The 14533-nt window shown below is 50.4% G+C and carries 12 protein-coding genes; 11 read left to right on the plus strand and 1 reads right to left on the minus strand.

Annotation, left to right across the window (positions count from 1 at the left end; genetic code table 11):
* The first annotated feature begins 51 nt into the window (after positions 1 to 51).
* The 8 genes from ACLD11_RS01285 to ACLD11_RS01320 all read left to right on the plus strand — a co-directional run bounded on the left by ACLD11_RS01285 (position 52) and on the right by ACLD11_RS01320 (position 8020).
* Entirely contained in the window at positions 52 to 294 is a 243-nt protein-coding gene (locus tag ACLD11_RS01285) for a YhdT family protein (protein WP_000340017.1), read from the plus strand.
* A complete protein-coding gene (panF, locus tag ACLD11_RS01290; RefSeq protein WP_001175684.1) occupies positions 284 to 1735 on the plus strand; it encodes a sodium/pantothenate symporter in 1452 nt (483 codons plus the stop codon). Before ACLD11_RS01285 ends, panF begins: the two co-directional genes overlap by 11 nt.
* 11 nt (positions 1736 to 1746) lie before the next feature.
* Positions 1747 to 2628, plus strand: a complete 882-nt coding sequence (gene prmA, locus ACLD11_RS01295) for a 50S ribosomal protein L11 methyltransferase (protein ID WP_411014430.1) — start codon at positions 1747 to 1749, stop codon at positions 2626 to 2628.
* Positions 2629 to 3289: 661 nt separating this feature from the next.
* Positions 3290 to 4255: a tRNA dihydrouridine synthase DusB gene (dusB, locus tag ACLD11_RS01300; protein WP_001219664.1), complete on the plus strand. Its 966-nt coding sequence runs from the start codon at positions 3290 to 3292 to the stop codon at positions 4253 to 4255.
* Between the two features lie 25 nt (positions 4256 to 4280).
* Complete coding sequence (fis, locus tag ACLD11_RS01305) at positions 4281 to 4577, plus strand: DNA-binding transcriptional regulator Fis (protein ID WP_000462905.1); 297 nt, start codon at positions 4281 to 4283, stop codon at positions 4575 to 4577.
* A gap of 85 nt (positions 4578 to 4662) precedes the next feature.
* Complete coding sequence (gene yhdJ / locus ACLD11_RS01310; protein WP_000642611.1) at positions 4663 to 5547, plus strand: adenine-specific DNA-methyltransferase; 885 nt, start codon at positions 4663 to 4665, stop codon at positions 5545 to 5547.
* Positions 5548 to 5629: 82 nt separating this feature from the next.
* Positions 5630 to 5794: a DUF2556 family protein gene (locus ACLD11_RS01315; RefSeq protein WP_000620015.1), complete on the plus strand. Its 165-nt coding sequence runs from the start codon at positions 5630 to 5632 to the stop codon at positions 5792 to 5794.
* A 150-nt stretch (positions 5795 to 5944) separates the two neighbouring features.
* Positions 5945 to 8020: a putative bifunctional diguanylate cyclase/phosphodiesterase gene (locus ACLD11_RS01320; RefSeq protein ID WP_411014431.1), complete on the plus strand. Its 2076-nt coding sequence runs from the start codon at positions 5945 to 5947 to the stop codon at positions 8018 to 8020.
* Positions 8021 to 8046: 26 nt separating this feature from the next.
* Here the strand turns inward: ACLD11_RS01320 and envR are convergent, their stop codons facing one another.
* Positions 8047 to 8709: an acrEF/envCD operon transcriptional regulator gene (gene envR, locus ACLD11_RS01325; RefSeq protein ID WP_001085725.1), complete on the minus strand. Its 663-nt coding sequence runs from the start codon at positions 8707 to 8709 to the stop codon at positions 8047 to 8049.
* 413 nt (positions 8710 to 9122) lie between these two features.
* On the opposite strand from envR, the gene ACLD11_RS01330 reads away from it, so the two are divergent.
* The 3 genes from ACLD11_RS01330 to ACLD11_RS01340 all read left to right on the plus strand — a co-directional run bounded on the left by ACLD11_RS01330 (position 9123) and on the right by ACLD11_RS01340 (position 13864).
* Positions 9123 to 10280 (plus strand): efflux RND transporter periplasmic adaptor subunit, encoded by a 1158-nt coding sequence (locus tag ACLD11_RS01330; RefSeq protein ID WP_000160383.1) that lies wholly within the window; start codon positions 9123 to 9125, stop codon positions 10278 to 10280.
* A gap of 11 nt (positions 10281 to 10291) precedes the next feature.
* Positions 10292 to 13405 (plus strand): efflux RND transporter permease subunit, encoded by a 3114-nt coding sequence (locus ACLD11_RS01335; RefSeq protein WP_411014432.1) that lies wholly within the window; start codon positions 10292 to 10294, stop codon positions 13403 to 13405.
* A 237-nt stretch (positions 13406 to 13642) separates the two neighbouring features.
* The gene (locus ACLD11_RS01340) at positions 13643 to 13864 is read left to right on the plus strand and encodes a membrane protein (RefSeq protein ID WP_000825645.1); all 222 of its coding nucleotides are present in this window, start codon (positions 13643 to 13645) and stop codon (positions 13862 to 13864) included.
* Positions 13865 to 14533: the final 669 nt, after the last annotated feature.

Consider the following 14533-nt stretch of genomic DNA (forward strand, 5'->3'; position numbering starts at 1 on the left):
GATGCCCCATCATGTACAATTCCCGCTTTCTTCACCCATAAGGGACAAAAAATGGACGCTCGTTTTGTTCAGGCCCATAAAGAGGCGCGCTGGGCGCTGTGGCTGACCCTTTGCTATCTGGCGGCATGGTTAGTGGCTGCTTACTTACCTGGAGACTCGCCGGGAATTACCGGTCTGCCGCACTGGTTCGAGATGGCCTGCTTATTGACGCCGCTGGTCTTTATTTTGCTGTGCTGGGCGATGGTGAAATTCATTTATCGCGATATTCCGCTGGAGGATGACAATGCAGCTTGAGGTCATTCTACCACTGGTAGCCTATCTGATCGTGGTCTTCGGAGTCTCGATTTACGCTATGCGCAAGCGTACCGCCGGCACCTTTTTAAACGAATATTTTCTTGGCAGCCGTTCGATGGGCGGGATCGTGCTCGCGATGACGCTTACCGCCACCTATATTAGCGCCAGTTCCTTTATCGGCGGTCCCGGCGCGGCTTATAAATACGGTCTGGGCTGGGTCTTGCTGGCGATGATCCAGCTTCCCGCCGTCTGGCTTTCACTGGGTATTCTGGGTAAAAAATTCGCTATCCTGGCGCGTCGCTATAATGCCGTCACGCTTAACGATATGCTATTCGCTCGTTACCAAAGCCGCCTGCTGGTGTGGTTGGCAAGCCTGAGTTTATTGGTCGCGTTTATTGGCGCAATGACCGTACAATTTATCGGCGGCGCGCGACTGCTGGAAACCGCGGCGGGAATTCCCTACGAAACCGGCCTGCTAATATTTGGCGTCAGTATCGCACTCTATACGGCGTTTGGCGGCTTTCGCGCCAGCGTACTTAACGATACGCTACAGGGCCTGGTGATGCTGGTCGGCACGATAGTGCTGCTGGTGGGCGTGGTCCATGCGGCGGGCGGTCTAAGTCAGGCCGTTGACACGCTGCACGCTCTCGACCCCAAACTGGTAACGCCGCAGGGCGCCGATGACATACTTTCTCCCGCCTTTATGACCTCTTTTTGGGTACTGGTCTGTTTTGGCGTGATTGGCCTGCCGCATACGGCGGTGCGCTGCATCTCCTATAAAGACAGTAAAGCGGTACACCGGGGCATTATTATCGGTACGATTGTCGTGGCGATTTTAATGTTCGGGATGCACCTTGCCGGCGCGCTGGGTCGCGCGGTGCTTCCGGATCTGACGGTGCCGGACCTGGTGATCCCAACGCTAATGGTGAAAGTTTTGCCGCCGTTTGCCGCCGGGATCTTCCTTGCTGCGCCAATGGCGGCGATCATGTCAACAATTAACGCCCAACTGCTGCAAAGTTCCGCGACGATCATTAAAGATCTCTATCTCAACCTGCGCCCCGATCAGATGCAAAATGAGATCCGGCTGAAGCGTATGTCGGCAGCGATTACATTACTGCTAGGCGCGCTGTTGCTGCTGGCCGCATGGAAACCGCCAGAGATGATCATTTGGCTCAACCTGCTGGCGTTTGGCGGCCTGGAAGCGGTGTTCTTATGGCCGCTGGTACTGGGCCTTTACTGGGAGCGGGCAAACGCGGCAGGCGCGCTAAGCGCCATGATCGTGGGCGGCGTGCTATATGCCCTGCTTGCCACATTTAATATTCAGTACCTGGGCTTTCATCCGATTGTGCCCGCGTTACTGTTAAGTTTATTGGCTTTTCTGATCGGAAACCGATTCGGCTCTTCCGCTTCGCAAGCCACCGTATTGTCTACTGATAAATAAAGAGTTTTGCCATGCCATGGATCCAATTGAAACTGAATACCACCGGCGCGAATGCTGAAGAGCTGAGTGATGCGCTGATGGAAGCGGGCGCCGTTTCCATTACCTTTCAGGATACGCACGATACGCCGGTTTTTGAGCCGTTGCCGGGCGAAACCCGTCTGTGGGGCGATACCGATGTGATCGGTCTGTTCGACGCCGAAACCGACATGAAAGACGTTGTCGCGATTCTGGAGCAACATCCGCTGCTGGGTGCCGGATTTGCCCATAAAATCGAACAACTGGAAGATAAAGACTGGGAATGCGAATGGATGGATAATTTCCATCCGATGCGTTTTGGCGAGCGTCTGTGGATTTGTCCCAGCTGGCGTGACATTCCGGACGAGAATGCCGTCAACGTGATGCTCGACCCGGGACTGGCGTTCGGTACGGGAACGCACCCCACCACCTCTTTATGTCTGCAATGGCTGGACGGGCTCGATCTCAACGGCAAAACCGTGATCGACTTTGGCTGCGGTTCAGGCATTCTGGCGATTGCCGCGCTGAAGCTGGGAGCGGCAAAGGCGATTGGTATTGATATCGATCCGCAAGCTATTCAGGCCAGTCGCGATAATGCCGAACGCAACGGCGTGTCTGACCGGCTGGAGCTGTACCTGCCGCAAGACCAGCCAGAAGCCATGAAAGCCGACGTGGTCGTCGCTAACATCCTGGCAGGCCCATTACGCGAACTGGCCCCGTTAATCAGCGTACTGCCCGTTGAGGGCGGTCTGCTGGGGCTTTCAGGTATTCTCGCCAGCCAGGCGGAAAGCGTCTGTGATGCTTACGCCGAGCTTTTCACTCTCGATCCGGTCGTCGAAAAAGAAGAGTGGTGCCGCATTACGGGCCGTAAGAAATAATTCTTGTCAGCGTGGTCGCCCGGCCACGCTTTTCTCCACACAGCTGCCTTAACGCCTTTCAGGCACCGAGACATCATTAAATTCATCAAATGAATGCCTGAAATGACTTCTTTGTCACTATCCGTCTGGATAAACAGCTGCTACCAGCGGACAAAAGGTACTGGTGTTTTAACGGGTCGCAGCCATCGCCCTCGCGCTTAGTAAATGCTGTCCGGGTTGTTCTGCAGCATCCGCTAACGCGCTCTTCAGCGCAGCTGGAAAAATTTATGCGGGCCGTTCATGAACACAAAAGCGCATCTGTGCGCCGCCTTCCGACTGGCAATGGAGAAAAATCACGCGCAGCGGGAAGTGATCTTGTCCTGAAACGAGACGGCGATCCCATTCATTTGGGGTAATTAGCTTATAAAAAAAGCAGATTATCCCGTTTATCTTGTTTCTGGACGAAGAAATATAGAGAAGTTACGGGAATTTGTAAGCGCGTACAAAACCGTCAATAATAAATAACCCTATGATTTTACTGAATTATAAATTTATTTTGCTGTTTTTAAGCACGATTCATTGATCTACAACAGTGGATTGTTCAAAGTTTGGCCTTTCATCTCGTGCAAAAAATGCGTAATATACGCCGCCTTGCAGTCACAGTATGGTCATTTCTTAACTCATGCGCATCGGACAATATCAGCTCAGAAATCGCCTGATCGCAGCGCCCATGGCTGGCATTACTGACAGACCTTTCCGGACGCTGTGCTATGAGATGGGAGCAGGATTGACAGTATCCGAGATGATGTCTTCTAACCCGCAAGTGTGGGAAAGCGATAAATCTCGTTTACGGATGGTGCACGTTGATGAGCCAGGTATTCGCACGGTGCAAATTGCCGGTAGCGACCCTGTTGAGATGGCCGATGCCGCACGTATTAACGTGGAAAGCGGCGCCCAGATTATTGATATCAATATGGGGTGCCCGGCGAAGAAAGTGAATCGTAAGCTGGCAGGTTCAGCCCTCTTGCAGTACCCGGATTTAGTGAAGTCTATACTCATCGGGGTCGTAAACGCAGTGGACGTTCCTGTGACTCTCAAGATTCGCACCGGCTGGGCGCCGGAACACCGTAACTGCGTAGAGATTGCCCAACTGGCTGAAGATTGTGGTATTCAGGCTCTGACCATCCATGGCCGCACCCGCGCCTGTTTGTTCAACGGAGAAGCTGAATACGACAGTATTCGGGCAGTTAAGCAGAAAGTTTCCATTCCGATTATCGCGAATGGCGACATTACTAACCCGCATAAAGCCAGAGCTGTTCTCGACTATACAGGGGCGGATGCCCTGATGATAGGCCGCGCAGCTCAGGGAAGACCCTGGATCTTTCGGGAAATCCAGCATTATCTGGACACTGGGGAGCTGCTTCCGCCGCTGCCGCTGGCAGAGGTAAAGCGCTTGCTTTGCACGCATGTTCGGGAACTGCATGACTTTTACGGTCAGGCAAAAGGGTACCGAATCGCGCGTAAACACGTCTCCTGGTATCTCCAGGAGCACGCTCCAGACGACCAGTTTCGGCGCACATTCAACGCTATTGAGGACGCCAGCGAACAGCTGGAGGCGTTGGAGGCATACTTCGAAAATTTTGCGTAAACAGAAATAAAGAGCTGACAGAACTATGTTCGAACAACGCGTAAATTCTGACGTACTGACCGTTTCTACCGTTAACTCTCAGGATCAGGTAACCCAAAAACCCCTGCGTGACTCGGTTAAACAGGCACTGAAGAACTATTTTGCTCAACTGAATGGTCAGGACGTTAATGACCTGTATGAGCTGGTACTGGCTGAAGTAGAACAGCCCCTGTTGGACATGGTGATGCAATACACCCGTGGTAACCAGACCCGTGCTGCTCTGATGATGGGCATCAACCGTGGTACGCTGCGTAAAAAATTAAAAAAATACGGCATGAACTAATTTCGATTAGCTAACTGCTTGTTTAAAAAGGCGCTACTCGGCATGGGGAAGCGCCTTTTTTATACGCATCACATGGAATTTGGTCATGAAAGCGGAATGTGAACCTCAGTACTTTGGCGATGAATCGAAGAAGATTATTCACGGTGACGCGCTAACAGAACTTAAAAAACTGCCTTCTGAAAGCATTGACTTAATTTTTGCCGATCCGCCTTACAATATCGGAAAAGATTTCGACGGTATGGTGGAATCCTGGGACGAAGCGTCTTTTCTGGCCTGGCTGTATGAATGCATTGATGAGTGCCACCGCGTACTGAAGAAACACGGCACCATGTACATCATGAATAGCACAGAAAATATGCCGTATATCGATCTCAAATGCCGAACGCTTTTTACCATCAAAAGCCGTATCGTCTGGTCCTATGATAGTTCCGGGGTGCAGGCGAAAAAATACTTTGGTTCTATGTATGAACCGATCCTGATGATGGTAAAGAACCCGAAAAGCTATACCTTTAACCGTGACGCGATTCTGGTCGAGACCACTACGGGCGCTAAGCGCGCGCTAATCGATTATCGAAAAAACCCGCCTCAACCATACAATCAGAAAAAAGTGCCGGGCAACGTCTGGTCATTTCCTCGCGTACGTTATCTGATGGATGAATATGAAAACCATCCTACGCAAAAGCCCAGCGCGCTGTTAAAACGGATCATACTGGCCTCTTCTAACCCGAGCGATACCGTATTGGACCCTTTCGCGGGCAGTTTCACCACAGGCGCTGTCGCAGCGGCGTCAGGTCGTAAGTTTATCGGTATTGAACTCAATAATGAGTACGTAAAAATGGGGCTCAGAAGATTGAGCGTCACTTCGCATTATTCAGAAAATGAACTTGCAAAAGTCAAAAAGAGAAAAACACAAAACCTGTCCAAAAAGCAGCGAAATGTCGGGATAAACGCGCTATCTTCAGAGAAGTAAAAGCATTGTAAGTCCGCTTTTCAGCGTCAAAATTTCATGTATATTCCCAGCACGCATGGGCATGAATACACAGGATTTGACGATGATACGTAAGTATTGGTGGCTGGTTGTTTTTGCCGTCTCCGTTTTTCTTTTTGATGCGCTTTTGATGCAATGGATCGAATTGATGGCGACTGAACAGGATAAGTGCCGAAACATGGATTCGGTTAACCCTCTTAAATTGATCAATTGTACCGATCTGGAGTAGCGAATCGGGCGATTTAACCTATGATTATTTATCGCCCGGATTTCTTTTATCCCTTATAAAAACAGGGAATTAAAACACGTTGAGGATAAAAGAAGGGGTGATACTGTCTCGTCCTGTTCTTTTCCTGCATAACCAATGAGCTAATGATACATGCCGGTTAGTGAGTACAACCACATCCTTGTGGCGGTTTCATTTGCTGTCGCTATTTTTGCGTCCTATACCGCATTAAATATGGCCGGACGCGTAGCCGGAAGCGCCCGATCAAACGCCAGAATATGGCTAATGGGCGGCGGCTTCGCGCTGGGCGTCGGTATTTGGGCGATGCATTTTGTCGGGATGCTGGCGATGGATCACGCGATGAACATGCGCTTCGATCCGTTCCTCACCGGCCTCTCCATGCTGATCGCGATCGGCTCCTCCCTGTTTGCGCTATGGCTGGTTAGCGCTGAAAAACTGCGCCTGCGCCGTTTACTACCGGGCGCGCTGGTGATGGGACTGGGCATCAGCGCAATGCATTATACCGGGATGGCGGCGCTGCAATTTGCTTCCATTATCGTCTGGAATAGCGCGTGGGTTGCCCTCTCTATCATTATCGCGCTACTGGCGTCCTGCGGCGCGCTGTGGCTCACGTTCCGCCTGCGTAATGAGGGAACAGATGTCGCCCTGAGGCGAGCAGGCGCCGCGGTATTAATGGGAATAGCTATCGCCGGCATGCATTACGCCGGTATGAAGGCCGCACACTTTCCCCAAAACTGGCCGATGGAGCATCGTGGCGTCGATAGCAACTGGCTGGCTGTTCTTGTCAGCGTGGTCGCGCTGACTATCCTGGGCATTACTCTGCTGGTTTCTTTATTTGACGCCCGGCTTCAGGCCCGTACCGCACTACTTGCCTCTTCACTGGCGCAGGCGAACCAGGAACTGGCGCAGTTGGCGCTGCATGATACGCTCACCCGTTTACCAAACCGGGTACTCCTTGAGGATCGTCTGGAACAGGCCATCAGCAAAGCGAATCGGGAAAGCACGTCTTTCGCGCTACTGTTTATGGATCTGGATGGCTTTAAAGCTATTAATGACGCTTATGGTCATGATATCGGCGATAAGCTACTGGTGGCGGTCACGCATCGTCTGAACCAACCGCTGAGCGGGCAGTTTACCCTGGCGCGGATTGGCGGCGACGAATTTGTGCTGCTTGCAGAAGTCAGCGCGCCTGACGAAGCGGCTTCCCTTGCCAGCGCGCTGGTACATTCGATAGATGCGCCCTTTACGATAGATCTGTATGAACTGGTCGTCACCCTTAGCGTGGGAATAGCGCTCTATCCGCTGGACGGAAAAAACGAACGGGAACTGATGTTCAACGCCGATGCCGCAATGTACCACACGAAACATACGGGGCGTAACGGATACCATTTCTTTCAGCCATCAATGAATATGCTGGCGCAAACCCAACTTCAGCTAATGAATGACCTGTGGCTGGCGCTGGAAAGACAAGAGCTCAGGCTGGTGTATCAGCCTAAATTTCAGGCTCCTGCCGGCCCCATTGTAGGATTTGAGGCCCTGTTGCGCTGGTATCATCCAAAACAAGGCGTACTGAATCCTGACCAGTTTTTACCACTGGCGGAAAAAACGGGTCTTATCGTCACTATCGGTAGCTGGGTGATAGACGAGGCGTGTCGACAGCTACGCGAGTGGCACTTACAGGGATACACCTTATGGTCAGTGGCGGTAAACCTGTCCGCCTTACAATTTGAGCAGCCCGGGCTTGTGGACACCATTACGCGGAGCCTGACCCGACACAGTATCCGTCCCGATTTATTGATTCTGGAAATCACCGAAACCACGGCGATGAACAAGCCAGAGCAAAGCGTCGCTATACTCACCAGATTAACGGAAATGGGGGTTAAGGCCTCTATTGACGACTTTGGCACCGGTTATTCCAGCCTTCTCTATCTGAAACGTCTTCCGGCGTGCGAACTAAAAATTGATCGCGCTTTCGTACATGAACTCAGCGAGGCAAGCGACGGCGCGACCATTGTTGCGGCTATTGTCGCGCTGGCGAAAGCGTTAAATCTGCAAATTGTGGCAGAAGGGGTAGAAAATGAAACGCAGCAACAATTTTTGACCCAGTTAGGATGCCATACGCTTCAGGGGTTCCTGCTTGGCAAGCCGCGTACGGCAGAGGAAATTGCTCGCGATATTCGGGACCCTGCCAATATATTCACAAGGTAAATATATAATATCAACTCAAAATAATCTCAGGCTTCTTCCGCCTGTTGTTCATTTGGCATTAATTGCCTCACACTGCCATCCGGGCTTAGCATTTTTAATACATTATCGACTAATGCAGGCGCCTGCTTATAAAGATCATAACTTGTGGGATTCATTAACCAGTTCTTTACTATTCCGCTAAAACTACCATGCAGAATAATTAATATGACATCCAGATCAAGACTGCCTGAGATCAGCTTTTTATCCATACATCGCTGTAATACTTCAAGCAGCGACTGATGATGGAAACCCATCTTCTCCCGAATGGCCTGTTCCGATATCATACCATTATGGAATTCACATTTATGATATAAAATCTGCATTAATGCCTGCTGACGAGGCACTGCCGCAATATATTGTAAGGCTGCAATAAATTTCTCTCGTAGATCCTGTAAAGGATTGTCATTCCAGCATCCCGTAAGCCTATCCTGAATAAGTTCGCGTAAAGGTGGTTGCTGTAACCAAACCTCATTAAACAACTGCGTTTTATTCTCAAAGTGCCAGTAGATGGCGCCCCGCGTGACATCAGCGGCATCAGCGATATCATTCAACGTCGTGTTGGCAACGCCGCGCAAAGCGAACTGCGCAATAGCGGTTTCAATCAAATGTTGCCGCGTTTTAAGCGCATCCGCCTTCGTTTTCTTCGCCATAATTAAGATATCCTGGACCATAAAAACGATAAATACGCTGATAAAATACTCAGCACAAAAAACAACTTTACCATGTCCTTTTTAGTCAGACGAGAGACAGCTATTTTTATTTCGCACAATATCGCCAAATCAATAATAAAAACAAATAAATTAATAAAACATATTCATATAAAATATATATTTCTAATTATGTTATTCAACATCATGATTTTACTAATCGGGACATTATGAAACGACAGGGAATAGTTCTTTTTTTTTGCTTTTATGTGCCGTGAACCCCATCCCAAAATAAGTATTGCTTACATCACAAGCTAATAATTTGTAGGATACCCCACTGCTATTCTATTTTTCGCGCGTTAACGCCTTACCGTTATCCGGTGAATAACGAGCTTTCGGTTTTTTAAGGAACAGTAATGACGAAACATGCCAGGTTTTCACTCCTGCCCTCATTCATCATATTCTCTGCTGCGCTGCTGGCCGGTTGTAATGACCAGGGAGATACCCAGGCTCATGCCGGCGAGCCGCAAGTCACCGTCCATGTGGTCGAAACAGCGCCGCTAGCCGTAACGACCGAACTTCCCGGACGTACGTCCGCATTTCGCATTGCGGAGGTTCGCCCCCAGGTGAGCGGGATCGTGCTTAAAAGAAACTTCACCGAAGGTAGCGATGTAGAGGCCGGACAGTCGCTTTATCAGATCGATCCTGCCACTTATCAGGCCGATTATGACAGCGCTAAAGGCGAACTTGCTAAAAGCGAAGCGGCTGCGGCTATCGCGCACCTGACGGTCAAACGCTATGTTCCACTGGTCGGCACAAAATATATCAGCCAACAGGAATATGATCAGGCGATTGCCGACGCCCGCCAGGCCGATGCCGCCGTTGTGGCGGCAAAAGCCGCTGTTGAAAGCGCGCGTATTAACCTTGCGTATACCAAAGTCACCTCGCCCATCAGCGGGCGTATAGGAAAATCTAATGTGACTGAAGGCGCGCTGGTGACTAATGGTCAGTCAACTGAACTGGCTACCGTGCAACAACTCGACCCGATTTATGTCGACGTGACGCAATCAAGCAACGACTTTATGCGACTCAAGCAATCCGTCGAACAAGGTAACCTGCATAAAGACAGCGCCAGTAGCACGGTTCAACTGGTAATGGAAAATGGTCAGGTCTACCCGATTAAAGGCACGCTGCAATTTTCCGACGTTACCGTAGATGAAAGCACCGGCTCTATCACGCTCAGGGCGGTTTTCCCTAACCCGCAACACAGTCTGCTTCCCGGTATGTTTGTGCGCGCCCGCATTGATGAAGGCGTCCAGCCCAATGCCATCCTTGTCCCCCAGCAGGGCGTAACCCGCACGCCGCGCGGCGACGCAATGGTGATGGTGGTTAACGATAAAAGCCAGGTCGAAGCCCGCAATGTCGTGGCGGCGCAGGCTATTGGCGATAAATGGCTCATCAGCGAAGGGTTAAAACCGGGCGATAAGGTCATCGTCAGCGGCTTACAAAAAGCGCGACCGGGCGTCCAGGTGAAAGCCACTACCGATGCTCCTGCAGCGAAAACGGCGCAATAAGGTAACCGTACATGGCAAACTTTTTTATTAGACGTCCTATTTTCGCCTGGGTTCTGGCCATTATCCTGATGATGGCGGGCGCACTGGCAATAATGCAACTTCCCGTTGCGCAGTATCCAACCATTGCGCCGCCAGCGGTTTCTATTTCTGCAACCTATCCTGGCGCGGATGCGCAGACGGTACAGGATACGGTTACTCAGGTTATCGAACAAAATATGAACGGCATCGATAACCTGATGTATATGTCCTCTACCAGCGACTCTGCTGGTAGCGTGACCATCACCCTGACCTTCCAGTCCGGAACCGATCCGGATATCGCGCAGGTTCAGGTGCAAAATAAATTGCAGCTCGCCACGCCTTTACTGCCGCAAGAAGTCCAGCAGCAGGGGATTAGCGTTGAAAAATCCAGCAGCAGCTTTTTGATGGTCGCCGGGTTCGTCTCGGATAATCCGAACACTACCCAGGACGACATCTCTGACTATGTCGCCTCTAACATTAAGGATTCTATCAGCCGTCTGAATGGTGTGGGCGACGTTCAGCTATTTGGCGCACAGTACGCCATGCGTATCTGGCTGGATGCGAATCTGCTAAATAAATACCAGCTCACGCCAGTTGACGTCATCAACCAGTTAAAAGTACAGAACGACCAAATTGCGGCAGGCCAACTGGGCGGCACGCCAGCATTACCGGGCCAGCAGCTTAACGCCTCAATCATCGCCCAAACGCGTCTGAAAGATCCGGAAGAGTTCGGCAAAGTTACGTTGCGCGTCAATACCGACGGCTCTGTCGTCCATCTCAAAGATGTCGCGCGTATTGAGCTTGGCGGTGAAAACTATAACGTTGTAGCGCGCATTAACGGTAAACCGGCCTCCGGTCTCGGTATTAAACTGGCGACCGGCGCTAACGCGCTGGATACCGCAACCGCAATCAAAGCGAAACTGGCGGAACTGCAGCCTTTCTTCCCTCAGGGAATGAAGGTGGTTTATCCTTATGACACAACGCCCTTCGTAAAAATATCTATCCACGAAGTGGTAAAAACGCTGTTTGAAGCGATTATTCTGGTGTTCCTGGTAATGTATCTGTTTTTACAGAATATCCGGGCAACCCTGATTCCTACCATCGCTGTTCCTGTCGTGTTGCTAGGCACTTTTGCGGTACTCGCCGCCTTTGGCTATTCCATCAATACCCTGACGATGTTCGGCATGGTACTGGCGATAGGGCTGTTGGTTGACGATGCGATAGTGGTCGTAGAAAACGTTGAACGTGTAATGATGGAGGATAACCTTTCTCCCCGAGAGGCGACGGAAAAATCCATGTCGCAGATTCAGGGAGCGCTGGTTGGTATCGCGATGGTACTGTCTGCGGTATTTATCCCGATGGCCTTTTTTGGCGGCTCGACCGGGGCAATTTATCGCCAGTTCTCTATTACTATTGTTTCAGCAATGGCGCTATCCGTTCTGGTTGCGTTGATTCTGACACCAGCGCTATGCGCTACGCTGCTTAAACCCGTATCTGCTGAACATCACGAGAAAAAAAGCGGCTTCTTTGGCTGGTTCAATACCAGGTTTGACCACAGCGTTAACCACTATACTAACAGCGTAAGCGGCATCGTGCGTAATACGGGTCGCTATCTCATTATCTATCTACTTATTGTAGTCGGAATGGCGGTTCTGTTTTTACGCCTCCCGACCTCCTTCCTGCCGGAAGAAGATCAGGGGGTATTCCTGACCATGATTCAGCTCCCCTCTGGCGCTACGCAAGAACGTACGCAGAAAGTGCTGGATCAAGTCACTCATTACTACCTGAATAATGAAAAAGCGAACGTCGAAAGCGTGTTTACCGTAAACGGCTTTAGCTTTAGCGGTCAGGGACAAAACTCAGGGATGGCATTTGTCAGCCTTAAACCCTGGGAAGAGCGTAACGGTGAAGAAAATAGCGTCGAAGCCGTTATCGCCAGAGCGACACGCGCCTTTAGCCAGATTCGCGACGGGTTGGTGTTCCCCTTCAACATGCCGGCAATTGTCGAGTTAGGTACCGCGACAGGTTTCGACTTTGAACTGATTGATCAGGGAGGACTCGGTCACGATGCGTTAACAAAAGCGCGTAATCAACTCCTGGGTATGGTCGCGCAGCATCCTGATCTATTAGTGCGCGTACGCCCGAACGGGCTGGAAGATACGCCACAGTTCAAGCTGGATGTCGATCAAGAAAAAGCGCAGGCGCTCGGTGTTTCGCTGTCTGATATCAACGAAACCATCTCCGCGGCGTTGGGCGGCTATTACGTTAACGACTTTATCGATCGCGGACGAGTGAAAAAAGTATACGTTCAGGCTGACGCTCAGTTCCGTATGCTGCCGGGAGATATCAACAATCTTTATGTACGCAGCGCCAATGGCGAGATGGTGCCCTTCTCTACCTTTAGCTCAGCACGGTGGATTTATGGCTCGCCACGCCTGGAACGCTATAACGGGATGCCGTCAATGGAACTGCTTGGCGAAGCAGCACCCGGACGAAGCACCGGTGAAGCAATGTCGTTAATGGAAAACCTGGCTTCACAGCTGCCAAACGGTATTGGCTATGACTGGACAGGTATGTCGTATCAGGAACGGTTGTCAGGTAACCAGGCGCCGGCGCTGTACGCAATCTCACTCATTGTCGTTTTCCTCTGCCTTGCCGCTCTGTATGAAAGCTGGTCAATTCCGTTCTCGGTAATGCTGGTCGTACCGCTCGGCGTGGTTGGCGCTCTGCTTGCAGCGTCATTGCGCGGCCTGAATAATGACGTTTACTTCCAGGTCGGCTTGTTAACCACTATTGGCCTTTCTGCTAAAAACGCCATCCTGATTGTCGAGTTCGCCAAAGATCTCATTGAGAAAGAAGGACGTGGATTGATTGAAGCGACGCTGGAAGCATCCCGTATGCGTTTACGTCCTATTCTAATGACCTCGCTGGCCTTTATTCTCGGGGTAATGCCGTTAGTTATCAGTCGTGGCGCAGGTAGTGGGGCACAGAACGCAGTAGGCACAGGGGTTATGGGGGGAATGTTAACCGCAACCTTATTAGCTATCTTCTTCGTGCCAGTATTCTTCGTTGTTGTAAAACGCCGATTTAATCGCCATCATGATTAACCGGTAAACAGAGGCGTCTTCGGACGCCTTTTTAAACGGTACGTCTTTATCTCCGCTATTCCCCCCTCTCCGCTTACTTCTGCATTCTCCATAGTTTTTACAATTCACATGAATTGAGATGATTCCTCATGTCGGCCATTTTTTCTGTGGTGGTAGAATAACTCTCGTTTTCGCAGCGGTTAGAGCCAGCATTTACGTTGCTGTACTTCGCGAAACGCTGATTAATGAGGTAACACCATGAAAAGACTAATTCCAGTTGCATTGCTTACCACCTTATTGGCAGGTTGTGCACATGATTCTCCCTGCGTACCGGTTTATGACGATCAAGGGCGGCTGGTTCATACCAATACATGTATGAAAGGTACTACGCAGGATAACTGGGAGACAGCAGGCGCTATTGCTGGCGGCGCTGCGGCGGTAGCAGGCTTGACGATGGGTATCATTGCGCTTTCTAAATGATACATGCAGGCGCGGCAATGCCGCGCTTTCAGTAATCGTAAGGATACTCAGCGACGTAATCTATTCAGCCTATCCCCCGAAAGTTAACACGATAAAACGCTCTATTTTCTTACTCGCCCATCCCAATGGTATTTATTCTATTCCTTGTCCGATGCAGACAAAATTGTAGCTTGATAGCATCGTAAGCCGCATTACAAACAGGCTTTATACAGTAAGACTTAGAGCGTGGTCATTAGGCGTAATTATTACAGACAGTCTGGATAAAAACCGGAGCATACACGTAATACATGAGGATTTTGAGCACTGTCCCAGGGCCAAACTGGCAAATAAAATAGCCTAATGGGCCAGATTCTTAGTCCTCAGAGAATATCTCTATTGCTTATTAGAGGCGTAAGTAAAAGCCGTTTGTACATCTACTTCAGCACGGTTCACATTCGATGGTTCAGGCGGATATATGGAGGGAAATCACGTTGACTAAAACGGTTTTTATCCACTCTACGAAGATGTTTAAAACGCGTCGGCGTCATTACCCGATAACTTTTTCCATAGAAAGATAAATGCAAAAAGGCCCAGTCTTTCGATTGGGCCCTTTACTTTATTTGATGTCTGGCAGTTTATGGCGGGCGTCCTGCCCGCCACCCTACGGGCCGTTGCTGCGCAACGTTCAAA

Source organism: Salmonella sp. 741265116_PST, from assembly GCF_046567715.1.
Classification (GTDB): domain Bacteria; phylum Pseudomonadota; class Gammaproteobacteria; order Enterobacterales; family Enterobacteriaceae; genus Salmonella; species Salmonella enterica.

Bases quoted from the DNA above. Each gene is read 5' to 3' on its own strand.
- ACLD11_RS01340 (WP_000825645.1), top strand. From the start codon at position 13,643: ATGAAAAGACTAATTCCAGTTGCATTGCTTACCACCTTATTGGCAGGT.
- prmA (WP_411014430.1), top strand. From the start codon at position 1,747: ATGCCATGGATCCAATTGAAACTGAATACCACCGGCGCGAATGCTGAA.
- dusB (WP_001219664.1), top strand. From the start codon at position 3,290: ATGCGCATCGGACAATATCAGCTCAGAAATCGCCTGATCGCAGCGCCC.
- envR (WP_001085725.1), bottom strand. From the start codon at position 8,709: ATGGCGAAGAAAACGAAGGCGGATGCGCTTAAAACGCGGCAACATTTG.
- panF (WP_001175684.1), top strand. From the start codon at position 284: ATGCAGCTTGAGGTCATTCTACCACTGGTAGCCTATCTGATCGTGGTC.
- ACLD11_RS01315 (WP_000620015.1), top strand. From the start codon at position 5,630: ATGATACGTAAGTATTGGTGGCTGGTTGTTTTTGCCGTCTCCGTTTTT.
- ACLD11_RS01285 (WP_000340017.1), top strand. From the start codon at position 52: ATGGACGCTCGTTTTGTTCAGGCCCATAAAGAGGCGCGCTGGGCGCTG.
- ACLD11_RS01330 (WP_000160383.1), top strand. From the start codon at position 9,123: ATGACGAAACATGCCAGGTTTTCACTCCTGCCCTCATTCATCATATTC.
- yhdJ (WP_000642611.1), top strand. From the start codon at position 4,663: ATGAAAGCGGAATGTGAACCTCAGTACTTTGGCGATGAATCGAAGAAG.
- ACLD11_RS01320 (WP_411014431.1), top strand. From the start codon at position 5,945: ATGCCGGTTAGTGAGTACAACCACATCCTTGTGGCGGTTTCATTTGCT.
- fis (WP_000462905.1), top strand. From the start codon at position 4,281: ATGTTCGAACAACGCGTAAATTCTGACGTACTGACCGTTTCTACCGTT.
- ACLD11_RS01335 (WP_411014432.1), top strand. From the start codon at position 10,292: ATGGCAAACTTTTTTATTAGACGTCCTATTTTCGCCTGGGTTCTGGCC.